A 22,391-nucleotide genomic window follows, 5' to 3' on the forward strand; every position below is an offset into this window, starting at 1 on the left:
TGCTGCACATCGTATACGTGAAATTAATTTTTTGTATACAAGAAATCAATTCTGGCCTGGATCCTGCAATACCGTTTCACGCTGTGATTATTTTTCCATGATGTTGAGAGGAGCAGGTTTCATGCCAAAACATTCTGAAGTGACCTCGCGGGTGGCCTCTGAAGCCAACGCGCAATACAGTCCGCGCCTGTGCAATGACGATCTGGCGCCAACGCGCGATCAGAACTGGTCGTGGTACAACATCTTTTCATTCTGGATGTCGGATGTGCATAGCATGGGCGGCTATGTCGTTGCCGCCAGCTTCTTTACCTTAGGCCTGGCGAGCTGGCAGGTTCTGCTGTGTTTGTTAGTGGGCATCTGCATCGTGCAGCTGTGTGCCAATCTGGTGGCCAAACCAAGCCAGATGGCGGGCGTGCCGTACGCGGTGATTTCGCGTCAGGCGTTTGGCGTATTCGGTGCCAACATCCCGGCCATCATTCGCGGGCTAATCGCCTTTGCGTGGTATGGCATCCAGACTTATCTGGCGGCCAACGCGTTAATGCTGGTGCTGCTGAAGTTCTTCCCGACGCTTAGCAGCATGACGCAAAGCAGCTGGCTCGGCTTATCGCAGCTTGGCTGGTGCTGTTTCGGCGTGATGTGGTTACTGCAGGCAATGGTGTTCTGGCATGGGATGAGCGCCATTAAACGCTTTATCGATGTCGCGGGTCCAGCGGTATACGTAGTGATGGTGGCTCTGGCCGGCTGGATTGTATACAAAACCGGTTTTGACGGCATCTCCTTTACGCTGGCCAGCAAACAGTTGAGCACCGGCGAGCAAACCTGGCAGATGATCACCGCTACCGCGCTGGTGGTATCTTACTTCTCCGGTCCGCTGCTCAACTTTGGTGACTTCTCGCGCTACGGCAAAAGTATGGGTGAAATTCGTCGCGGTAACCGCTGGGGCTTGCCGTTCAACTTCCTGCTGTTCTCGATTGTCACCGTGGTCATTGTTTCCGGCACGCAATCGCTGTTTGGCAGAATGATCACCGATCCGATTGAGACCGTGAGCATGGTGGGTAACGACGTGGCGGTAGCGATTGGTCTGCTGACCATGATTATCGCCACCATCGGCATTAATATCGTGGCCAACTTTGTTTCGCCCGCGTTCGATTTCTCTAACTGTTCGCCGCAGAAAATTAGCTTCCGTACCGGTGGCATGATTGCCGCCGTCGGCTCGGTGTTGCTGACGCCGTGGAACCTGTTTCAGTCACCAGAATTGATTCACTATACGTTGGATGTACTGGGCGCGTTCATTGGACCGCTGTTCGGAATTTTGATTGCTGATTTCTACCTGATTAAACGCAGCAAAGTGTACGTTGACGATCTGTTTGATGACACGCCGAAAGGACGTTACTGGTATCGCGGCGGCTTCAACCCGAAAGCAATTGCTGCGCTGCTGCCGTCGGTGGGCATCGGTTTAGTGATTAGCTTTATTCCCTCACTGCATGCAGTGGCGAACTTTAGCTGGTTTATCGGCGTGGCGTTGGGCGCCGGCTGCTACCGCTGGCTGGCGCGCGCTGACCGTGAAGAATCTGTGGCGACGTATCACGTGGCGGTGCAGAAAGATTAATTGTGTGCTGGTCGCCATGAATGGCGACCCTACGCTGGATGTGTAGGGCTGGCATTTATGTCAGCCAGGAAAAGCAAAAAGCCGATGCATTTCTGCATCGGCTTCTTTAAATAGATTGGCGGAACGGACGGGGCTCGAACCCGCGACCCCCTGCGTGACAGGCAGGTATTCTAACCAACTGAACTACCGCTCCGCGCTTTGTTCCCCGTCGAGAACGAGGCGCATATTAATAGCAGCTTCCACACCCGTCAACGCTTTTTCTGTGGGAATGTTTCGTTTGCCGCTTTTTTCAGCTTAACGTCGATTATGCGTGCAAAACCAACCGTTTTACGCGCGCCACAGGCAGCTGCCGCCCTTCTTCTGCACTAAATCCAGACGACCTTCATGCGCAACGATCTCTTCATCACTGGCGCTCACCACGCGCAAGCCCGAACTCGGGCGCACAATGCGCTGAATACTTTCACCGGAGCCCTGATTGTTCTGCTCACCGTCCAGTGAAAACGAGAGTGAGGTTTGGCCACCGGTCATCATCAGGAACACTTCTGCCAAAATCTCGGCATCGAGCAGTGCGCCGTGCAGCGTACGTTTACTGTTGTCTATTTCATAACGGTTGCACAACGCATCAAGGCTGTTGCGCTTGCCGGGATACATCTTACGCGCCATTGCCAGGCTATCGGTGATCTGGCAGAAGGTCTCGGTTTTGCCGATATCCCGCTTCAGCATGCCGAATTCGTAATCCATAAAACCGATATCGAACGAGGCGTTATGGATCACCAGCTCCGCGCCGCGAATGTACTCAAGGAATTCGTCGGCAATATCTGCAAACAGCGGCTTATCCGCGAGAAACTCATCGGCAATGCCGTGCACGCCGAAAGCTTCGGGATCTACCAGCCGATCGGGCTTCAGATACATGTGGAAGTTGTTGCCGGTCAGGCGACGGTTGATCACCTCAACCGCACCAATTTCAATGATGCGATGCCCTTCATAATGCACACCGATCATGTTCATGCCGGTGGTTTCAGTATCGAGGACAATCTGGCGGTTATTTGCAGTGCTCATAGGACTCGTTTTATGTCAGACTTGGCGTTTTGTCAGAAGGAAGTCTACCAGAGATGCGCAAACAGGTAGAAATATTCACCGATGGATCTTGCCTGGGCAATCCCGGTCCCGGCGGTTATGGTGCCATTCTCCGCTATCGCGAACACGAAAAATTATTCAGCACTGGCTATCGTCTCACGACCAATAATCGCATGGAATTGATGGCGGCGATTGTGGCGCTTGAAGCGTTGACGCAGCCGTGTGACGTGGTAATCAGCACCGACAGCCAATATGTACGCCAGGGGATCACCAGCTGGATCCATAACTGGAAGAAGCGCGGCTGGAAAACGGCCGATAAGAAGCCGGTGAAGAATGTCGATTTGTGGAAACGCCTCGATCTGGCGCTCAGCAATCATGAAATTAAGTGGGAATGGGTGAAAGGCCATGCCGGTCATCCAGAAAACGAACGCTGCGACGAATTAGCACGCAGCGCGGCGGGCAACCCAACCCAGGATGATATTGGATATCAGGTTGAGTCCTGATCCTTCACTTCACGAAACTGGCGCGTCACGTTGACGGTTTGGCGCAGTTGGCTTTGACTCAGACTCTTCTTCATTTTGGTGGGCGTTAGCGGGAACGTGCGCTTACGTGCCACCACAATATTCAGACAGCCCAGCGCAGGTAAATGCGCACTAATCACTCGGCCGCCTTGCCGATGCCACGGCACCACCTGAAAACGCGTGCGATATACTACTTCATAATTGAGCAGGCTTAGCCAATCGAGCAGACGAACCTGACTGAACATGCGTCCACTCCACGGCGCGCGCGAGTGCAAGCCCGGAATGCCTTTACTGATACCGAGTAAACTGAAGGGATTGAAGCCGCTGATGATCATCCAGCCATCATCGATTAATACCCGATCCACCTCGCGCAACACACGATGTGGATCCTGACTCCAGGCCAGCGTGTGCGCGAGTAAGCAGGCATCAATCGATTTAGATTCAAAGGGTAATTGTGTGTTATTGGCGATAACCTGCAACTCATCGCCCTCAATGCCCACATTCACCTGGTGCGATATGGCACACTGACTCGTATTGATTTCTGCGCTAAGACTGCCAATTTTAAGCATATGAAAGCCATACAGCTTTCCGAGGTAGGGCTGCAGTTGCTGCGTGAGCGCATCGCGAAAATAATCTCCCATGGGCATATCGCGCCAGGAGCGCGGTGCAGTCAGGATTTGGCGTGTTTTAGCCGGCTTCATGCTCTACCATTTTCCTTTTTCTACGACCTGAGAGGTGTTTATGAATCTTACCAGCATTCCCGCATTGCAGGATAACTACATCTGGACACTGACGGACGAGGATAACAAGTGCCTGATTGTCGATCCCGGCGAAGCACAGCCGGTAATGGATAAAATTAAGGCCAATCGGTGGCAACCGGTCGCGATTTTATTGACCCATCATCATCACGATCATGTTGGCGGCGTGGAGGAGCTGTTGCAGCACTATCCCGATCTGGAGGTTTTCGGCCCACAGGAAACGGCAGATAAAGGTGCAAAACGTATTGTGGCTGAAGGAGATGAATTTACGCTGCTTGGGCTAAACTTCTGTGTCATCGCCACCCCCGGCCACACTTTAGGACATATCTCATATTTCAGTTCTCCTTATCTTTTCTGTGGCGACACGATGTTTTCTGGTGGCTGCGGGCGTCTTTTTGAAGGCACTGCAGAACAAATGTTTGATTCATTTCAAAAGCTTAATCAGCTTCCTGAAGATACTCTTATTTGCTGTGCGCATGAATACACTTTATCCAATATGAAGTTTGCAGCAGCAATTTTGCCTCATGACCCGAAAATTTTAGCAAGGTATCAGCAAATTAAGGACTTACGCGCAGAAAATCGCATTACTTTACCGACAAAACTGGCCCTTGAGCGAGAAATAAATTTATTTTTACGCACGCAAGATCCTGATTTACAACAGGCTTTAGGCGGTAATGTCTCATCGTCGGCGTTATGGCAAACTTTCGCCGATCTACGCGAGAAGAAAGACCGCTTTTAATTTTTGAGGTTGTGTTGTGGCGGACCGTCACGTATAGTTGCTCGTCTTTTAAGCGAACTATTGACACACACATGAAGGCTAAAGCGATATTACTCGCCTCGGTCTTGCTGGTAGGATGTCAGGCATCAAGGAATGACGCCAATATCCCCGTACAGCATGCACAGAGTCTGTCTTCAGCTGGTCAAGGTGAAAATGGAAAGTACGGAGATCGATTGTTGTCGCCGCGATGGCAGGATGATGGAACAAGCCTCGCAGAAGATACTGATCTCTGGAATCACATTAGTGACGAGTTGAAGATGGGGATTCCGGAAAACAGCCGGATCCGCGAACAAAAAACAAAATTTTTAAAAAATAAGAGCTATCTCCACGATGTAACATTACGGGCAGAGCCGTACATGTACTGGATAGTCGAGCAGATACAGAAACGTAAAATGCCGATGGAACTGGTACTGCTACCCATAGTGGAGAGCGCTTTTGACCCACACGCAACATCGTCTTCCAATGCCGCCGGCATCTGGCAGATTGTTGCACAAACGGGCAAAAACTATGGTTTGAAACAGAACCAATGGTATGACGGACGCCGCGATGTGGTGGCCTCGACCAAAGTAGCGCTGGATATGATGCAGCGTCTTAACGGTATGTTTGACGGTGACTGGTTACTGACCATCGCCGCCTACAACAGCGGTGAAGGACGAGTGCTGAAAGCGATGAAACAGAATAAGGCGCGCGGCAAGCCGACTGACTTCTGGAATTTATCGTTACCACGCGAAACGACGGTCTATGTACCTAAAATGTTGGCCTTGAGTGAAATTCTCAAGAACAACAAGCGTTACGGTATCAAACTGCCGACCCCGAACGAGAGCCGTGCGTTAGCTCGCGTAGAGGTGGGACAGCAGATGGAACTGACGCAAGCCGCAGATATGGCCGGTATGTCTCTCAGTAAACTGAAGACATTCAATGCCGGTTATAAAAACGGTGCGACGGCGCCTAATGGACCGCACTACATTATGGTGCCAAAGTCCAATGTTGCTAAGCTGCGAGATTCACTGGCTTCCGGTGATATTGCTTCCGTGCAGCCTACCGAGATGGCGAAAGCCAGCGCGGCAGGAAATAGCTACACGGTGCGCAAAGGCGACACCTTGTCTGGCATTGCCAGCAAGCTTGGCGTAAGCGTCAGCACACTGAAACAGCAGAACAATTTGCGCAGCGCTTCAGTTCGCACGGGTCAAACATTGACCGTAAGCGGCAAAGCGTCCACGCAATTGGCTGATAACGGCAACAGCATCACCTATCGTGTACGTAAGGGTGATTCTTTTGCCAGTATTGCAAAACGTCATGGTGTGAATACCAAAGATGTGATGCGCTGGAACAGTGACGCTAAAGACATCCAGCCGGGCGATAAGCTCACGCTGTTTGTGAAGAATAGCGCAACACCTGATACCTAATGCGTCGAAAAGGCTGACTTTTGTCAGCCTTTTTCATTTTCAGCTTTTGCCAAATTGTGTACTTCCCCGACTCTCCAGCCTTTAGCTAACTCATCAGCAGTACTCGGTTTTGGCCATTTTCGGCTGTAGCAGAGTGGGAGCCTGAGCGCCTTTAGTTAACGCTCAATGCCATAGAGAGAATTGAATTCAACCAGCAACGGGTTGTGATCGGAAGCTCGTGTTACCAGTACAGAAGCGTCACTCACCTTCATATCACGATAGAAAACGAAATCTAGCGGTCGGCCAAAGGCTTTCCGGCGGTGGTCGTCAGTGAAATTAACTTCACGAAGCGACATCTCCCGCGCAAAGCGATATAACGCATTCATACGCTGGCGGCTCCAGGCATTGAAATCGCCTGCCATAATTACCGGCCCGCGATGATGCTGAATCTGTTCGCCAATCGGCCCCAGCTGTTTGCTGTAGACATCGACACCCAGGCTAAAATTCACCGCGTGGATATTTACTACCATCAGCATTTCACCGGTGGGTAATGGGTACGCCGTAACGAGCGCCGATTTGGCAAGGCGCAGCAGCGGTTCGCGCTCACGTAGAGGACAGCAATACACAGGATGCGCAGAAGCCAACGTCATGACGCCAGAAGGATGTTGCGGTAAGACAAAGGCAGGCACCTGATCGGCCGCGAGATAGTTGCTGGTGGCGAATTTGACCAGCTCAGGGGTTGCCTGTGCTTCCTGCAGCAATACCAGATGGGCATGCTTGCCGAAGCCTTGCAGGACTGACATCCAATCGGCACGCTGCTGTTTAAAGATATTCCAGACTAAAACCCGCAAAGTGGGATCCGCTGGCAGGGGCGCGCCAGGCGGCAGTGCCTGTCCAAGATGCAGCATTGCCCCTGGCGGAAAGATTCGCTCAGCTGGCTGACCCGCTACATAACGCATTGAATAAGTTTTTTTCCGCACTTTCCCGCCTGGCTGATTTACGACTACTACTTCACCTGACTGTTATAGGGATTTTAGTGCGGGGTTTCAATTGGTGTTGGTAATTGTCGGAATTCACCTCACAGCATACCCATGCAATAGCCTGCCGGTTGGCAGGCTATTGTGTAGATTATTCCATTGCTATCGCACTCTTCGGTTTATCGAGCTGGCCACTCAGTCGCACCAGCAATAATGCGCCCAGCACAATCACTGCGCCTACCCATGGTGTTTGCGCCAGACCATAGTGCTCAACGATATAGCCCCCTACAGTGGATCCCAGAGCAATACCGATGTTGAAGGCCGCAATATTTAAACCTGAAGCGACATCAACCGCACCTGGCGCATAGTGTTCTGCTTTCTGCACCACATACACCTGCAGACCAGGCACGTTGGCAAAGGCAAAGATTCCCATGAGCAATACGGTTACCAGTGACATGATGTGCATACTCGCGGTGAACTGGAACACCATCAGTAAAATGGCCAGTGCCATAAAGATCAGTGTCAGTGCGGGAATTGCACCGCGACGATCGGCCAGTTTACCGCCCCATATATTGCCTATGGCAACAGAAATGCCGTATCCCAACAGAATCATGCTCACCGCAGTAGGTGAATAACCTGCCAGCGACTGCATCATCGGCGCAAGGAAAGTAAAAGCGGTGAATACGCCACCATAACCGAGAGCTGTAATTGCATAGATCAGCAACAAACGAGGATTAACCATTACCCTCGCCTGCTGTGCTAGCGTAGTAGAAGGTGGTTGAGCAATATTGCGCGGAATGAGCACCTGGCTTGCTACCAGAGCAATAACGCCCAGTAACGATACGGCGAGGAAGCTTTCACGCCAGCCGAAATGTTGCCCAATCAATGTTCCCAATGGAACACCGGTCACCAGCGCTACCGTTAAACCACCAAACATAATCGCGATGGCGCTCGCAGCCTTCTCTTTACTCACCAGACTCGTTGCAATCGTCGAACCGACTGAGAAGAAAACGCCATGCGCAAGTCCTGTGAGCAAGCGCGCAATCACCAGCGTTTCATAATTGGGTGCCAGCCAGGCAACCAGATTACCGACGGTGAAGAGTACCATCAGCCCCATCAATAATTGCTTACGCGCTAATTTACCGGTTAAAGCCGTGAGCACTGGGGCACCAACGGCCACACCCAATGCATAAATGGATACCAGCATTCCCGCCGAAGGTAGCGTAATACTGAGCTGTTCAGCGATGGTCGGAATGAGTCCAACAATAACGAACTCGGTGGTTCCGATCGCATAGGCACTGATAGTAAGCGCCCAAAGTGCAAGTGGCATGATTGACTCCCATTGAGGTTTTGATGGGCGTTAGTATCACTTCATGCTTTAATGACAAAAAGATGCAAAATGAGAATAGACTTTTGCCCATGAGGGAATAATGAAAGCATCATCAGAAGAGCTGAAGGTATTCATTGCCGTGGTTGAGAGCGGTAGTTTCAGTCGTGCTGCGGAACAGTTGCACATGGCCAACTCTGCTGTGAGCCGTACTGTAAAAAAGCTAGAAAACAAACTGGGTGTTGCCCTATTGACTCGTACGACTCGTCAGCTAGCGTTAACCCACGAAGGCGAACACTACTTTCGTCGCGTGCAAAAGTTAATGCAGGAGATGTCTACGGCCGAGAGTGAATTGTTAGAGCGTCAGATGGCTCCGCGGGGCATACTGCGCATTGATGCCGCTACGCCTGTGGTTCTTCATCTTCTACTGCCTATGATCAAGCCCTTTCGCGAACGTTATCCAGATGTCACGCTTTCGCTGATTTCCTCTGAGAGTTTTATCAATCTTATTGAACGCAAAGTTGACGTTGCGATTCGTGCAGGAAACCTGGTGGACTCCACGCTACGTGCTCGTTGGCTTTTTACGAGCTATCGTAAATTAGTGGCTACGCCGGCTTATCTGGCAACGTATGGCGTTCCAACATCCGTTGCTGATTTGGCACATCATGAATGTCTTGGCTTCGTTGAAACACCACGCTTAAATCGCTGGCCCGTGGCCGACGAAAGCGGCGTGCTTTACGATATCGTTGCTGGAATATCATCTAACAGTGGTGAGACGCTCAAGCAATTGTGTTTAGACGCTCAAGGCATTGCCTGTTTATCGGATTTTATGGTGGACAGTGAAATAGCAGATGGCACTTTTATCGAATTATTAGCTGAGCAGCGAGTGGCAGTAGAGATGCCTTTTAATGCGGTATATTACAGTGACTTAGGGGTAAGCCAGCGCGTACGCGCTTTTATCGATTTTCTCAGTGAATGGGTAAAAGATCAGCCCTGGCGAGTGCAGGGCTGAATACCGAGGAGATTAATCCCAGTCTGGTGCCAGACCTTCCGGGCTAACTAATCGCTGCTGGCGATCCAGCGCTGCAATACTTGCCATGTCTTCTTGATCCAGCGTTAGATCCGTCGCAGCCATATTGCTGGCCAGATTTTCACGCTTAGTGGATGACGGGATCACCGCATAACCTAACTTCATCGCCCAGGCCAAAACCACTTGAGCCGGAGTGGCTTGATGCTTTTCTGCAATTGCATTAATCACGTCATCCTTCAGCGCCTCACCATAAGCCAGCGTCATATAGGAAGTGATATGCAGACCTTGCTGTTTAGCAAAGTCGACCACCTGACGATTCTGTAGGAAGGGATGCAATTCAATTTGGTTAGTGGCAATGTTTTCTACACCAACGGCTTCAATAGCCTCTTTCATCAAGGCAATGGGGAAATTCGAAATACCAATCTGACGCGTCAGTCCCGCTTCTTTTGCGGCCATCAATGCCAGCATGCTCTCTTTTACCGAAACTGCCGAGCCAGGCGAGGGCCAATGAATCAATGTAAGATCGACATATTCGGTACGCAGCTTTGTTAGGCTCTGTTTTAAACTCGGGATTAACTTATCTGCAGAGAGATTTTCTATCCAAATCTTAGTCGTAATAAACAGTTCATTACGATCTATGCGGCTTTCTTCGATCGCCTGACCCACAGCTGCTTCATTTTCATAGATTTGAGCGGTATCAACCGTGCGGTAACCAAGCTCAAGCGCGGTCTTAACTGAATGGATTACAACATCGTCTTGCAGACGGAAAGTACCTAAACCAAAAGCGGGGATTGTCATGATTTCCTCATCGGATTGTGTTGTGCTTCGATGAGAACATTCTGGCAGGTTTATTGTTGCTGAAAAATCCGCTTATAAGCAGAAGAATATTGATTAACAATCAACAATAACGGCTGAATTATAAACATGAAAAAGCCCTGACTTTGCAGTCAGGGCTTATCAATTAAGTGGCGGAACGGACGGGGCTCGAACCCGCGACCCCCTGCGTGACAGGCAGGTATTCTAACCAACTGAACTACCGCTCCACCGATTCTGTACTGATATCAGAAAATCGTTCTGATTTCAGGTGTTTCACCCTTTCCGCGTCACCGGGAAGGTCACGACCCGATAACGGGTCTTAAATTGATGCCTGGCAGTTCCCTACTCTCGCATGGGGAGGCCCCACACTACCATCGGCGCTACGGCGTTTCACTTCTGAGTTCGGCATGGGGTCAGGTGGGACCACCGCGCTAAAGCCGCCAGGCAAATTCTGTTTCGTTCACGAAGCCCTGTCAGGCACCGCAAACCAATCCATAAACAAGCTGAAAATCTCTGGTCTCTCACACCAAAACGCCTCTGGCGTTGTAAGGTTAAGCCTCACGGGTCATTAGTACCGGTTAGCTCAACGCATCGCTGCGCTTACACACCCGGCCTATCAACGTCGTAGTCTTCAACGTCCCTTCAGGACTCTCAAGGAGTCAGGGAGAACTCATCTCGGGGCAAGTTTCGTGCTTAGATGCTTTCAGCACTTATCTTTTCCGCACTTAGCTACCGGGCAGTGCCATTGGCATGACAACCCGAACACCAGTGGTGCGTTCACTCCGGTCCTCTCGTACTAGGAGCAACCCCCCTCAATTCTCCAGCGCCCACGGCAGATAGGGACCGAACTGTCTCACGACGTTCTAAACCCAGCTCGCGTACCACTTTAAACGGCGAACAGCCGTACCCTTGGGACCTACTTCAGCCCCAGGATGTGATGAGCCGACATCGAGGTGCCAAACACCGCCGTCGATATGAACTCTTGGGCGGTATCAGCCTGTTATCCCCGGAGTACCTTTTATCCGTTGAGCGATGGCCCTTCCATTCAGAACCACCGGATCACTATGACCTGCTTTCGCACCTGCTCGAGCCGTCACTCTCGCAGTCAAGCTGGCTTATGCCATTGCACTAACCTCCTGATGTCCGACCAGGATTAGCCAACCTTCGTGCTCCTCCGTTACTCTTTGGGAGGAGACCGCCCCAGTCAAACTACCCACCAGACACTGTCCGCAGCCCGGATTACGGGCCTACGTTAGAACATCAAACATTAAAGGGTGGTATTTCAAGGTTGGCTCCACGCAGACTGGCGTCCACGCTTCAAAGCCTCCCACCTATCCTACACATCAAGGCTCAATGTTCAGTGTCAAGCTATAGTAAAGGTTCACGGGGTCTTTCCGTCTTGCCGCGGGTACACTGCATCTTCACAGCGATTTCAATTTCACTGAGTCTCGGGTGGAGACAGCCTGGCCATCATTACGCCATTCGTGCAGGTCGGAACTTACCCGACAAGGAATTTCGCTACCTTAGGACCGTTATAGTTACGGCCGCCGTTTACCGGGGCTTCGATCAAGAGCTTCTCCTTACGGATAACCCCATCAATTAACCTTCCGGCACCGGGCAGGCGTCACACCGTATACGTCCACTTTCGTGTTTGCACAGTGCTGTGTTTTTAATAAACAGTTGCAGCCAGCTGGTATCTTCGACTGGCTTCAGCTCCGGGAGCAAGTCCCTTCACCTACGCGCCAGCGTGCCTTCTCCCGAAGTTACGGCACCATTTTGCCTAGTTCCTTCACCCGAGTTCTCTCAAGCGCCTTGGTATTCTCTACCTGACCACCTGTGTCGGTTTGGGGTACGATTTCGTGTTACCTGGAGCTTAGAGGCTTTTCCTGGAAGCAGGGCATCAGTTACTTCACCACCGTGGTGGCTCGTCGTCACGCCTCAGCCTTAAGACACCCCGGATTTACCAAAGGTGTCAGCCTACACGCTTAAACCGGGACAACCGTCGCCCGGATAACCTAGCCTTCTCCGTCCCCCCTTCGCAGTAACACCAAGTGCAGGAATATTAACCTGCTTCCCATCGACTACGCTTTTCAGCCTCGCCTTAGGGGTCGACTCACCCTGCTCCGATTAACGTTGAACAGGAACCCTTGGTCTTCCGGCGAGCGGGCTTTTCACCCGCTTTATCGTTACTTATGTCAGCATTCGCACTTCTGATACCTCCAGCAACCCTCACAGGCCACCTTCAACGGCTTACAGAACGCTCCCCTACCCAACAACGCATACGCGTCGCTGCCGCAGCTTCGGTGCATGGTTTAGCCCCGTTACATCTTCCGCGCAGGCCGACTCGACCAGTGAGCTATTACGCTTTCTTTAAATGATGGCTGCTTCTAAGCCAACATCCTGGCTGTCTGTGCCTTCCCACATCGTTTCCCACTTAACCATGACTTTGGGACCTTAGCTGGCGGTCTGGGTTGTTTCCCTCTTCACGACGGACGTTAGCACCCGCCGTGTGTCTCCCGTGATAACATTCCTCGGTATTCGCAGTTTGCATCGGGTTGGTAAGCCGGGATGGCCCCCTAGCCGAAACAGTGCTCTACCCCCGAGGATGAGTTCACGAGGCGCTACCTAAATAGCTTTCGGGGAGAACCAGCTATCTCCCGGTTTGATTGGCCTTTCACCCCCAGCCACAAGTCATCCGCTAATTTTTCAACATTAGTCGGTTCGGTCCTCCAGTTAGTGTTACCCAACCTTCAACCTGCCCATGGCTAGATCACCGGGTTTCGGGTCTATACCCTGCAACTTAACGCCCAGTTAAGACTCGGTTTCCCTGCGGCTCCCCTATACGGTTAACCTTGCTACAGAATATAAGTCGCTGACCCATTATACAAAAGGTACGCAGTCACCCCATAAAGAGGCTCCCACTGCTTGTACGTACACGGTTTCAGGTTCTGTTTCACTCCCCTCGCCGGGGTTCTTTTCGCCTTTCCCTCACGGTACTGGTTCACTATCGGTCAGTCAGGAGTATTTAGCCTTGGAGGATGGTCCCCCCATATTCAGACAGGATACCACGTGTCCCGCCCTACTCTTCGAACTCACAACCTGTGCACTTTCGTGTACGGGACTATCACCCGGTGTCGTGCGACTTTCCAGACGCTTCCACTAATGCACAAACTGATTCAGGTTCTGGGCTGCTCCCCGTTCGCTCGCCGCTACTGGGGGAATCTCGGTTGATTTCTTTTCCTCCGGGTACTTAGATGTTTCAGTTCCCCGGGTTCGCCTCGCAACACTATGTATTCATGTTGCGATGATGCACTGAGTGCACCGGGTTTCCCCATTCGGACATCGTCGGCTGTAGCGGTTCATATCACCTTACCGACGCTTTACGCAGATTAGCACGTCCTTCATCGCCTCTGACTGCCAGGGCATCCACCGTGTACGCTTAGTCGCTTAACCTCACAACCCACAGGCGTTTTGCAACGCTGCAGACTGTAAGCATTTGAGAGACTCGAACATGTTGTTATTCATTTCTTATTACGGAGAAATGAACCAACACGTCGTTTCAATTTTCAGCTTGTTCCGGATTGTTAAAGAGCAGTATCTCAAACATGACGGTTACGTCAGTTTTGAGATACGTCGTGGAGACACCTTTCACCTGTCACCAAGCAAGTGGCGTCCCCTAGGGGATTCGAACCCCTGTTGCCGCCGTGAAAGGGCGGAGTCCTAACCGCTAGACGAAGGGGACACGATAGTGTCACGACTTCGCAGCCGTCTTGCTCATTACTTTTCTATCAGACAATCTGTGTGAGCACTGCGCGGGAAGGTATCTTCAGGTAAGGAGGTGATCCAACCGCAGGTTCCCCTACGGTTACCTTGTTACGACTTCACCCCAGTCATGAATCACAAAGTGGTAAGCGCCCTCCCGAAGGTTAAGCTACCTACTTCTTTTGCAACCCACTCCCATGGTGTGACGGGCGGTGTGTACAAGGCCCGGGAACGTATTCACCGTAGCATTCTGATCTACGATTACTAGCGATTCCGACTTCACGGAGTCGAGTTGCAGACTCCGATCCGGACTACGACGCACTTTATGAGGTCCGCTTGCTCTCGCGAGGTCGCTTCTCTTTGTATGCGCCATTGTAGCACGTGTGTAGCCCTACTCGTAAGGGCCATGATGACTTGACGTCATCCCCACCTTCCTCCAGTTTATCACTGGCAGTCTCCTTTGAGTTCCCGGCATTACCCGCTGGCAACAAAGGATAAGGGTTGCGCTCGTTGCGGGACTTAACCCAACATTTCACAACACGAGCTGACGACAGCCATGCAGCACCTGTCTCAGCGTTCCCGAAGGCACCAAAGCATCTCTGCTAAGTTCGCTGGATGTCAAGAGTAGGTAAGGTTCTTCGCGTTGCATCGAATTAAACCACATGCTCCACCGCTTGTGCGGGCCCCCGTCAATTCATTTGAGTTTTAACCTTGCGGCCGTACTCCCCAGGCGGTCGACTTAACGCGTTAGCTCCGGAAGCCACTCCTCAAGGGAACAACCTCCAAGTCGACATCGTTTACGGCGTGGACTACCAGGGTATCTAATCCTGTTTGCTCCCCACGCTTTCGCACCTGAGCGTCAGTCTTTGTCCAGGGGGCCGCCTTCGCCACCGGTATTCCTCCAGATCTCTACGCATTTCACCGCTACACCTGGAATTCTACCCCCCTCTACAAGACTCTAGCCTGCCAGTTTCGAATGCAGTTCCCAGGTTAAGCCCGGGGATTTCACATCCGACTTGACAGACCGCCTGCGTGCGCTTTACGCCCAGTAATTCCGATTAACGCTTGCACCCTCCGTATTACCGCGGCTGCTGGCACGGAGTTAGCCGGTGCTTCTTCTGCGGGTAACGTCAATCGGTGAGGTTATTAACCTCACCGCCTTCCTCCCCGCTGAAAGTACTTTACAACCCGAAGGCCTTCTTCATACACGCGGCATGGCTGCATCAGGCTTGCGCCCATTGTGCAATATTCCCCACTGCTGCCTCCCGTAGGAGTCTGGACCGTGTCTCAGTTCCAGTGTGGCTGGTCATCCTCTCAGACCAGCTAGGGATCGTCGCCTAGGTGAGCCATTACCCCACCTACTAGCTAATCCCATCTGGGCACATCCGATGGTGTGAGGCCCGAAGGTCCCCCACTTTGGTCTTGCGACGTTATGCGGTATTAGCTACCGTTTCCAGTAGTTATCCCCCTCCATCGGGCAGTTTCCCAGACATTACTCACCCGTCCGCCACTCGTCACCCGAGAGCAAGCTCTCTGTGCTACCGTTCGACTTGCATGTGTTAGGCCTGCCGCCAGCGTTCAATCTGAGCCATGATCAAACTCTTCAATTTAAGTTTGATTTGCTTAAACAAGTTAAGCGGTGCTCATCTGTAAAACGTCATAATGAATTTCATTATGTGTTCACTCGTGAGACTTGATATTTTTTTACGTCCGGAGACGCTGATATCAATCCTGCGAGTGCCCACACAGATTGTCTGATAAATTGTTAAAGAGCGTTGCGAGCAGCGGGTTAACCGCCTGTCGCGAGGTGGCGTATATTACGCTTTCCCTCTTCAGAGTCAAACACTTTTTTCAGCGTTTTCATCCGGCGGGATGAATTTCTTCACTCCCTGCTGAGCCGCCTGCGTTGCCGCTTTGCCGTCTCAGTGGTGGCGCATTATAGGGAGTTATTCGGAGCTGACAAGTGCAAATTTCAACTTTTTTGCCGTTCGCTTGAAATTTGCACAAAGAGCCCGCTTTTAGGCCTTTTTGATGCGCGCAGGCAGCTCTGCCAGGCTATTAATAACCCAATCTGCTGCAGCTTCGCCTTCTGCCGTTACCGGCTTACCGCTACGCACCAGCACTTTAGTACCCACGCCTGCCGCTTGCGCCGCCTGCATATCTTCTATTTTGTCGCCTACCATATAAGAAGCAGCCATATCGATATCCAGATGCTGCTGTGCGGAGAGCAACATACCCGGCTGCGGTTTACGGCAATCACAGTTTTGGCGATAGGCTTCTACCGGAGCATCAGGTAAATGCGGGCAGAAATAGATGCCATCCAAATCAACATCACGATCGGCCAGCGACCAATCCATCCATTCGGTAAGCTGCATAAACTGATCTTCAGTAAACATGCCACGCGCAATGCCCGACTGATTCGTCACCAACACCAGCGCATAGCCCATCTTCTTCAGCGCCTGCAGCGCTTCGATGGTGCCATCAATAAATTCAAAATTATCGATTTCATGGACATAGCCGTGATCGACATTCAAGGTGCCATCACGATCAAGGAAAATAGCCGGGACTTTGTTCGCCACGTAGAAACTCCTGCTGCAAATAGAGCTGCTAAGTATCGCATGATTGCGTGCAGCGAGAGAATGGCAGATTGAATGACTACGATTGATTTAGCCGTCTGGATGCCTTAACATCCATCCAAATTTCGTTCAGCCCGGCTGAGTGAATCCTGACACACCACGGACCATGCAACACGATAATAAATAACCTAATGATTAAACTTGAGAATATAACCAAAGTGTTCCAGCAGGGCTCACGCACTATTCAGGCGCTGTCAAATGTCAGCCTGCACGTGCCTGCTGGGCAGATTTACGGCGTCATCGGTTCATCCGGTGCCGGTAAAAGTACCCTTATTCGCTGCGTCAATTTGCTGGAGCGTCCAACCTCTGGTCGTGTTCTGGTTGATGATCAAGAGCTAACCACACTTTCATCAGGTCAGTTGACACTGGCGCGCCGTCAGATTGGCATGATCTTCCAGCACTTTAATCTGATGAACTCACGTACCGTTTCCGGCAATGTGGCACTGCCCCTGGAGCTAGGTAATCTTTCGCGCGAGCAAATTAAAAAGCGCGTCACCGAGCTGCTCGAACTGGTGGGCTTATCCGACAAGCACGATAGCTGGCCGGCAAATCTCTCTGGCGGACAAAAACAGCGTGTGGCTATTGCCCGAGCGCTGGCAAGTAATCCCAAGGTTTTACTGTGCGATGAAGCCACCAGTGCATTGGATCCCGCTACGACACGTTCCATTCTGGAGCTGCTGAAAGACATTAATCGCCGTCTCGGTATTACCATTCTATTGATCACTCACGAAATGGATGTGGTGAAGCGTATCTGCGATCAGGTTGCGGTAATCAGCAATGGTGAGCTGATCGAGAAAGACAGCGTTAGCGAAGTGTTCTCACATCCAAAAACACCGCTGGCGCAGCAATTTATTCAATCTACTTTGCATCTTGATATTCCCGACGACTACCAGCAACGCATGGTGCCACAGGCAACAGCCGAGAGTGTGCCGTTGCTGCGTCTGGAATTCACCGGTAAATCGGTTGATGCCCCGCTGCTCTCCGAAGCGGCACGCCGCTTTAACGTTAACAACAACATTATCAGTGCGCAGATGGATTACGCCGGTGGCGTGAAGTTCGGCATCATGTTGGCCGAAATGGATGGCAGTGAAACAGATACACAAGCCGCAATTGCCTGGCTGAAAGAAAATCATGTGAAAGTAGAGGTGTTGGGTTATGTCTGAAGCGATGATGTGGTTACTGACGCGCGGCGTCTGGGAAACGCTGATGATGACCTTTGTCTCCGGTTTCTTTGGTTTTGTCCTCGGTCTTCCAGTTGGCGTGCTGCTGTATGTGACGCGTCCGGGTCAGATTCTGGCCAACAATGCGCTTTATCGCGTGCTGTCAGCGCTGGTGAATATCTTCCGTTCGATCCCATTCATTATCTTATTGGTGTGGATGATTCCCTTCACGCGCGCCATCGTCGGCACGTCCATTGGTTTGCAAGCCGCCATCGTGCCGCTGACCGTGGGGGCCGCGCCATTTATTGCACGTATGGTCGAGAACGCACTGCTGGAGCTGCCAACCGGTTTGATTGAAGCCTCGCGCGCCATGGGCGCAACGCCGCTGCAGATTGTGCGTAAAGTCCTGCTGCCAGAAGCCCTGCCGGGTCTGGTGAATGCCGCTACAATTACGCTGATTACGCTGGTCGGCTACTCTGCAATGGGTGGCGCAGTGGGTGCTGGCGGTCTGGGCCAGATTGGCTATCAATATGGTTACATCGGCTATAACGCCACCGTCATGAACACCGTACTGATCCTACTGGTCGTTCTGGTGTATTTAATCCAATTCTGTGGCGACCGCATCGTGCGTGCTGTGTCCCATAAGTAAGCAAGCAACATCAATAGTCCTCTATTAAGGAAGGGATATGTCTTTTACATTTAAAAAGATTGCCGCTGTGGGCGCTCTGATTGGCGTGATTGCGCTGGCAGGATGCGATCAGAAAGCAAAAGATCCAAACCATATCAAAGTGGGTGTAATCGTCGGTGCTGAGCAGCAGGTTGCTGAAACTGCAGTGAAAGTCGCTAAAGAGAAATATGGCCTCGATGTTGAGCTGGTGACCTTTAACGATTACGTGCTGCCGAATGAAGCGCTGAGCAAGGGTGATATCGACGTGAACGCCTTCCAGCATAAGCCGTATCTGGATCAACAGATCAAAGACCGTGGCTACAAGCTGGCCGTTGTTGCCAACACCTTCGTTTACCCAATTGCAGGTTATTCCAAGAAAATCAAATCGCTGGATGAGTTGCAGAATGGTTCTCAGGTCGCTATCCCGAACGATCCGACTAACCTTGGCCGCTCCCTGCTGCTGCTGCAAAAAGTAGGCCTGATTAAATTGAAAGATGGCGTTGGTCTGCTGCCAACCTCTCTGGATATCACAGAAAACCCGAAAAACCTGAAGATTGTTGAGCTGGAAGCGCCGCAGTTGCCACGTTCACTGGACGATCAGCAGATTGCACTGGCGGTGATCAACACCACTTACGCCAGCCAGATTGGCCTGACGCCAGCCAAAGATGGCATCTTCGTGGAAGACAAAGATTCACCTTATGTGAACCTGATTGTGAGCCGTGAAGACAACAAAGACGCTGAGAACGTGAAGAAGTTTGTTCAGGCCTACCAGTCAGACGAAGTGTCTGAAGCGGCCAACAAGATCTTCAACGGTGGTGCCGTGAAAGGCTGGTAATTTTCACCTTTAATGCCTTGCAGGGCGGCTTCGGCCGCCCTTTCTTTTGCCATAAATTGCACCTGACTTGTTATTTATTGTCGTCCTTGTTTCAATAACGCCACTTTTTATTACTTGAGGATGTTGCCATGCGTTTTTTACCGCTCTGCTTGTTGGCATTGATGCTAACTGGGTGTGTGCGTGAATATCACCCGATAAGCAGTGCTCCATCTCGACCGCAACAGGCATCCAACCAACCAGAACGCAAGCCTGCGGCACGTCCCGCACCGGTGAAGATCTACACCGATGCGACCGACCTGGTTAGCAACCCGTTCCGCGATTTAGGTGAAGTTTCTGGCGAAGATTGCCAAAGCAGCAACCAGGATTCCCCCCCGAACATTAACACCGCACGTAAGCGTCTGCAGATCAAAGCGGCTGGCATGAAAGCTAACGCCGTGCTGCTGCATAAATGTGAAATTGTCTCGAGTACGCCCGGCTGTTATCGCCAGGCCATTTGCCAGGGTTCCGCACTGAAAGTCTCGAATCAATGAGTGAGTTTGCCTGCGCGCAAATCGGCGTGATTCGTTCACCGTGGAAAGAGAAGTTTGCCGTCCCGCGCCAGCCCGGTCTGGTGCAGGATGGCGGCGGCGAGTTGCATCTCTTACCGCCTTACAATCAGCCGGAAGCGTTACGTGGGCTGGAAGATTTCAGCCATCTGTGGATTCTGTTTATCTTTCATCAAACCATGGAAGGTGGCTGGCGTCCGACGGTGCGCCCACCGCGTCTCGGCGGCAATGCGCGCATGGGCGTGTTCGCCACCCGCTCGACCTTCCGCCCTAATCCTATTGGCATGTCGCTGGTTGAGCTAAAAGGCATTCGCTGCGAGAAGCAGCAGGTCATTTTACGGCTTGGCAGCCTCGACTTAGTCGATGGTACGCCGGTGGTGGACATCAAACCCTACCTGCCCTTTGCCGAAGCGCTACCTGATGCGCGCGCCGGTTTTGCCCAGGCCGCTCCGGATGCCACTATGCCGGTACGCTTTTCGCCGCTGGCGCAGAGCCAGCTTGAGAAGCACCTGAAAACATACCCACAGCTGGCACGTTTTATCACCGACGTACTGGCGCAGGATCCACGTCCCGCCTACCGTAAAGGTGAAACGCAGGATCGTGAATATGCCGCATGGCTACTCGACTTTAACGTGCGCTGGCGCATTGATGAGGCAGGAACCGAGGTGATCGCCCTCGATCCACGCTAAAACGCGCTTTTGAGTGATTGATCTCACTGGTACACTAGCCGCCAGAAAAATTTTGTCAGTTTCCTTCCGTATAACTGGAATCGTAATCAATGCGTACTACTCAATATCTGCTCTCCACTCTGAAGGAGACACCTTCCGATGCAGAAGTGATCAGCCACCAGCTGATGCTGCGCGCCGGCATGATCCGCAAACTGGCTTCCGGTCTCTATACCTGGCTGCCAACCGGTATTCGCGTATTGCGAAAAGTTGAAAATATCGTGCGTGAAGAGATGAATAACGCCGGTGCGATTGAGATCTCCATGCCGGTGGTTCAGCCTGCCGATTTGTGGGAAGAGAGTGGCCGCTGGGAGCAGTACGGCCCGGAACTGCTGCGCATTAAAGATCGCCATGAGCGTCCTTTCGTATTGGGTCCAACCCATGAAGAAGTCGTAACCGATCTGATCCGCAACGAGCTGAGCTCTTATAAGCAGTTACCGCTTAACCTGTATCAGATCCAGACCAAATTCCGTGATGAAGTGCGCCCGCGTTTTGGTGTGATGCGTTCACGTGAGTTCATCATGAAAGATGCTTACTCGTTCCACACTACGCAGGAATCGCTGCAGGAAACCTACGACGCGATGTACCGCGCCTATAGCCAGAGCTTTAGCCGTATGGGTCTGGATTTCCGCGCGGTACAGGCGGATACCGGTTCGATCGGCGGTAGCGCATCGCACGAGTTCCAGGTCCTGGCGTTGAGCGGTGAAGACGATGTGATCTTCTCGAGTGAGTCTGATTACGCGGCCAACATTGAGAAGGCTGAAGCCTTAGCGCCGGCTGGCGAGCGTCCGCAGGCAACCCAGGCGATGACGCAGTTCGATACGCCAAATGCCAAGACTATCGCCGAGCTGGTTGAGCAACATCAGCTGCCGATTGAAAAAACCGTTAAAACGCTGTTCGTAAAAGCGACCGAAGAGAGCGGCCACACGCTGGTTGCCCTGCTGCTGCGCGGCGATCATCAGCTAAACGAAATCAAAGCTGAAAAGCTGGATATCGTGGCAGCACCGCTGGAAATGGCCAGCGAAGAAGAGATCCGCGCATTATTAGGTGCAGGCCCAGGTTCACTCGGTCCGGTTGGTTTGACCATGCCAGTGATTGCCGATCGTACCGTGGCGAAAACCAGCGACTTCTGCGCCGGTGCGAACATCGATGGCAAGCATTTGAGCGGCATCAACTGGGGTCGCGATCTGCCAGAACCCCGCGTGGAAGATATCCGTAACGTGGTTGAAGGTGACCCAAGCCCGGACGGTAAAGGCACGCTGCAGATTAAACGCGGTATTGAGGTGGGCCACATCTTCCAGCTGGGAACCAAGTACTCGGAAGCGATGAAAGCGGCGGTACAGGGCGAAGATGGCCGTAACCAGGTGATGACCATGGGTTGCTACGGCATCGGTATCACGCGCGTGGTGGCAGCGGCAATTGAGCAGAACAACGATGAGCGCGGCATCATCTGGCCTGCAGCGCTGGCACCGTTCGAAGTCGCCATTTTGCCGATGAACATGCACAAATCTTTCCGCGTGCAACAGCTGGCAGAAGAGCTGTACAACACGCTGCGTGCGAAAGGCATCGACGTGATTCTGGATGACCGTAAAGAGCGTCCAGGCGTGATGTTTGCGGATATGGAGCTGATCGGCGTACCGCACACTATCGTGATTGGCGATCGTAATCTCGATAACCAGGAAATTGAGTACAAGGCGCGTACCGCCAGCGAGAAGCAGATGATTAAGCAGCACGACATCGTCGACTTCCTGGTGCAAGCGCTCAATAAGTAATACTGAAACGC

The 22,391-nt window shown here is 51.9% G+C and carries 17 protein-coding genes, 3 tRNA genes and 3 rRNA genes; 11 read left to right on the forward strand and 12 right to left on the reverse strand.

Annotated elements, in window-relative coordinates; translation table 11 throughout:
- The first annotated feature begins 121 nt into the window (after positions 1 to 121).
- A complete protein-coding gene (locus CRO19_RS04830; protein WP_097094844.1) occupies positions 122 to 1,609 on the forward strand; it encodes an NCS1 family nucleobase:cation symporter-1 in 1,488 nt (495 codons plus the stop codon).
- Positions 1,610 to 1,725: 116 nt separating this feature from the next.
- Here CRO19_RS04830 and CRO19_RS04835 read toward each other — a convergent pair.
- Both CRO19_RS04835 and dnaQ read right to left on the reverse strand, forming a co-directional pair.
- Positions 1,726 to 1,802: transfer RNA gene (locus tag CRO19_RS04835), tRNA-Asp, on the reverse strand.
- 134 nt (positions 1,803 to 1,936) lie between these two features.
- On the reverse strand, positions 1,937 to 2,668 hold the full coding sequence (gene dnaQ / locus CRO19_RS04840; RefSeq protein ID WP_097094845.1) for a DNA polymerase III subunit epsilon: 732 nt from the start codon (positions 2,666 to 2,668) through the stop codon (positions 1,937 to 1,939).
- 53 nt (positions 2,669 to 2,721) lie between these two features.
- On the opposite strand from dnaQ, the gene rnhA reads away from it, so the two are divergent.
- Positions 2,722 to 3,189 (forward strand): ribonuclease HI, encoded by a 468-nt coding sequence (rnhA, locus tag CRO19_RS04845; RefSeq protein ID WP_007887210.1) that lies wholly within the window; start codon positions 2,722 to 2,724, stop codon positions 3,187 to 3,189.
- Here rnhA and CRO19_RS04850 read toward each other — a convergent pair.
- Positions 3,174 to 3,908 carry a class I SAM-dependent methyltransferase gene (locus CRO19_RS04850; protein WP_097094846.1) on the reverse strand — a complete coding sequence of 245 codons (735 nt, stop codon included), beginning with the start codon at positions 3,906 to 3,908 and terminating at the stop codon, positions 3,174 to 3,176. The two genes, rnhA and CRO19_RS04850, sit on opposite strands and share 16 nt — an antisense overlap.
- Before the next feature lie 40 nt (positions 3,909 to 3,948).
- Here CRO19_RS04850 and gloB point away from each other — a divergent pair, with 40 nt between their 5' ends.
- Both gloB and mltD read left to right on the forward strand, forming a co-directional pair.
- Positions 3,949 to 4,704, forward strand: coding sequence for a hydroxyacylglutathione hydrolase (gloB, locus tag CRO19_RS04855; protein ID WP_097094847.1), 756 nt, complete (start codon positions 3,949 to 3,951; stop codon positions 4,702 to 4,704).
- 71 nt (positions 4,705 to 4,775) lie between these two features.
- The gene (mltD, locus tag CRO19_RS04860; protein WP_097094848.1) at positions 4,776 to 6,149 is read left to right on the forward strand and encodes a murein transglycosylase D; all 1,374 of its coding nucleotides are present in this window, start codon (positions 4,776 to 4,778) and stop codon (positions 6,147 to 6,149) included.
- A gap of 155 nt (positions 6,150 to 6,304) precedes the next feature.
- Here mltD and CRO19_RS04865 read toward each other — a convergent pair whose 3' ends face one another.
- On the reverse strand, positions 6,305 to 7,108 hold the full coding sequence (locus CRO19_RS04865; protein ID WP_097094849.1) for an endonuclease/exonuclease/phosphatase family protein: 804 nt from the start codon (positions 7,106 to 7,108) through the stop codon (positions 6,305 to 6,307).
- 148 nt (positions 7,109 to 7,256) lie between these two features.
- Positions 7,257 to 8,435 (reverse strand): MFS transporter, encoded by a 1,179-nt coding sequence (locus tag CRO19_RS04870; protein WP_097094850.1) that lies wholly within the window; start codon positions 8,433 to 8,435, stop codon positions 7,257 to 7,259.
- A gap of 100 nt (positions 8,436 to 8,535) precedes the next feature.
- Here CRO19_RS04870 and yafC point away from each other — a divergent pair, with 100 nt between their 5' ends.
- Complete coding sequence (yafC, locus tag CRO19_RS04875) at positions 8,536 to 9,444, forward strand: DNA-binding transcriptional regulator YafC (protein ID WP_097094851.1); 909 nt, start codon at positions 8,536 to 8,538, stop codon at positions 9,442 to 9,444.
- 12 nt (positions 9,445 to 9,456) lie between these two features.
- Here yafC and dkgB read toward each other — a convergent pair whose 3' ends face one another.
- The 7 genes from dkgB to gmhB form a co-directional block, all read right to left on the reverse strand.
- Positions 9,457 to 10,260, reverse strand: coding sequence for a 2,5-didehydrogluconate reductase DkgB (dkgB, locus tag CRO19_RS04880; RefSeq protein WP_097094852.1), 804 nt, complete (start codon positions 10,258 to 10,260; stop codon positions 9,457 to 9,459).
- 168 nt (positions 10,261 to 10,428) lie between these two features.
- Positions 10,429 to 10,505 (reverse strand) — tRNA-Asp (locus tag CRO19_RS04885).
- A 102-nt stretch (positions 10,506 to 10,607) separates the two neighbouring features.
- A 5S ribosomal RNA gene (rrf, locus tag CRO19_RS04890) occupies positions 10,608 to 10,723 on the reverse strand.
- 102 nt (positions 10,724 to 10,825) lie between these two features.
- Positions 10,826 to 13,731, reverse strand: a 23S ribosomal RNA gene (locus CRO19_RS04895).
- 214 nt (positions 13,732 to 13,945) lie between these two features.
- A tRNA-Glu gene (locus CRO19_RS04900) sits at positions 13,946 to 14,020 on the reverse strand.
- Positions 14,021 to 14,109: 89 nt separating this feature from the next.
- Positions 14,110 to 15,650, reverse strand: a 16S ribosomal RNA gene (locus CRO19_RS04905).
- Together the 16S, 23S and 5S rRNA genes with 2 tRNA genes alongside form the textbook arrangement of a ribosomal RNA operon.
- Before the next feature lie 408 nt (positions 15,651 to 16,058).
- The gene (gene gmhB / locus CRO19_RS04910) at positions 16,059 to 16,619 is read right to left on the reverse strand and encodes a D-glycero-beta-D-manno-heptose 1,7-bisphosphate 7-phosphatase (protein WP_097094853.1); all 561 of its coding nucleotides are present in this window, start codon (positions 16,617 to 16,619) and stop codon (positions 16,059 to 16,061) included.
- 188 nt (positions 16,620 to 16,807) lie between these two features.
- Here gmhB and metN point away from each other — a divergent pair, with 188 nt between their 5' ends.
- The 6 genes from metN (at position 16,808) to proS (ending at position 22,380) form a co-directional block, all read left to right on the forward strand.
- On the forward strand, positions 16,808 to 17,839 hold the full coding sequence (gene metN, locus CRO19_RS04915; RefSeq protein WP_097094854.1) for a methionine ABC transporter ATP-binding protein MetN: 1,032 nt from the start codon (positions 16,808 to 16,810) through the stop codon (positions 17,837 to 17,839).
- The gene (locus tag CRO19_RS04920; RefSeq protein WP_007893963.1) at positions 17,832 to 18,485 is read left to right on the forward strand and encodes a methionine ABC transporter permease MetI; all 654 of its coding nucleotides are present in this window, start codon (positions 17,832 to 17,834) and stop codon (positions 18,483 to 18,485) included. Before metN ends, CRO19_RS04920 begins: the two co-directional genes overlap by 8 nt.
- Positions 18,486 to 18,522: 37 nt before the next feature.
- Entirely contained in the window at positions 18,523 to 19,338 is an 816-nt protein-coding gene (locus CRO19_RS04925) for a MetQ/NlpA family lipoprotein (RefSeq protein ID WP_097094855.1), read from the forward strand.
- 128 nt (positions 19,339 to 19,466) lie between these two features.
- Positions 19,467 to 19,868: an envelope stress sensor lipoprotein RcsF gene (gene rcsF / locus CRO19_RS04930; protein WP_097094856.1), complete on the forward strand. Its 402-nt coding sequence runs from the start codon at positions 19,467 to 19,469 to the stop codon at positions 19,866 to 19,868.
- Positions 19,865 to 20,572 carry a tRNA (N6-threonylcarbamoyladenosine(37)-N6)-methyltransferase TrmO gene (gene tsaA / locus CRO19_RS04935; RefSeq protein ID WP_097094857.1) on the forward strand — a complete coding sequence of 236 codons (708 nt, stop codon included), beginning with the start codon at positions 19,865 to 19,867 and terminating at the stop codon, positions 20,570 to 20,572. The genes rcsF and tsaA overlap by 4 nt, the downstream gene beginning before the upstream one ends.
- A gap of 89 nt (positions 20,573 to 20,661) precedes the next feature.
- On the forward strand, positions 20,662 to 22,380 hold the full coding sequence (gene proS / locus CRO19_RS04940) for a proline--tRNA ligase (protein WP_097094858.1): 1,719 nt from the start codon (positions 20,662 to 20,664) through the stop codon (positions 22,378 to 22,380).
- Positions 22,381 to 22,391 lie beyond the last annotated feature (11 nt).

The organism is Candidatus Pantoea floridensis, assembly GCF_900215435.1.
GTDB lineage: Bacteria > Pseudomonadota > Gammaproteobacteria > Enterobacterales > Enterobacteriaceae > Pantoea > Pantoea floridensis.

What these genes read in the sequence shown, in the direction of transcription:
- CRO19_RS04830 (WP_097094844.1), top strand. Translation starts at nt 122, where the DNA reads ATGCCAAAACATTCTGAAGTGACCTCGCGGGTGGCCTCTGAAGCCAAC.
- dnaQ (WP_097094845.1), bottom strand. Translation starts at nt 2,668, where the DNA reads ATGAGCACTGCAAATAACCGCCAGATTGTCCTCGATACTGAAACCACC.
- rnhA (WP_007887210.1), top strand. Translation starts at nt 2,722, where the DNA reads ATGCGCAAACAGGTAGAAATATTCACCGATGGATCTTGCCTGGGCAAT.
- CRO19_RS04850 (WP_097094846.1), bottom strand. Translation starts at nt 3,908, where the DNA reads ATGAAGCCGGCTAAAACACGCCAAATCCTGACTGCACCGCGCTCCTGG.
- gloB (WP_097094847.1), top strand. Translation starts at nt 3,949, where the DNA reads ATGAATCTTACCAGCATTCCCGCATTGCAGGATAACTACATCTGGACA.
- mltD (WP_097094848.1), top strand. Translation starts at nt 4,776, where the DNA reads ATGAAGGCTAAAGCGATATTACTCGCCTCGGTCTTGCTGGTAGGATGT.
- CRO19_RS04870 (WP_097094850.1), bottom strand. Translation starts at nt 8,435, where the DNA reads ATGCCACTTGCACTTTGGGCGCTTACTATCAGTGCCTATGCGATCGGA.
- yafC (WP_097094851.1), top strand. Translation starts at nt 8,536, where the DNA reads ATGAAAGCATCATCAGAAGAGCTGAAGGTATTCATTGCCGTGGTTGAG.
- dkgB (WP_097094852.1), bottom strand. Translation starts at nt 10,260, where the DNA reads ATGACAATCCCCGCTTTTGGTTTAGGTACTTTCCGTCTGCAAGACGAT.
- metN (WP_097094854.1), top strand. Translation starts at nt 16,808, where the DNA reads ATGATTAAACTTGAGAATATAACCAAAGTGTTCCAGCAGGGCTCACGC.
- CRO19_RS04920 (WP_007893963.1), top strand. Translation starts at nt 17,832, where the DNA reads ATGTCTGAAGCGATGATGTGGTTACTGACGCGCGGCGTCTGGGAAACG.
- CRO19_RS04925 (WP_097094855.1), top strand. Translation starts at nt 18,523, where the DNA reads ATGTCTTTTACATTTAAAAAGATTGCCGCTGTGGGCGCTCTGATTGGC.
- rcsF (WP_097094856.1), top strand. Translation starts at nt 19,467, where the DNA reads ATGCGTTTTTTACCGCTCTGCTTGTTGGCATTGATGCTAACTGGGTGT.
- tsaA (WP_097094857.1), top strand. Translation starts at nt 19,865, where the DNA reads ATGAGTGAGTTTGCCTGCGCGCAAATCGGCGTGATTCGTTCACCGTGG.
- proS (WP_097094858.1), top strand. Translation starts at nt 20,662, where the DNA reads ATGCGTACTACTCAATATCTGCTCTCCACTCTGAAGGAGACACCTTCC.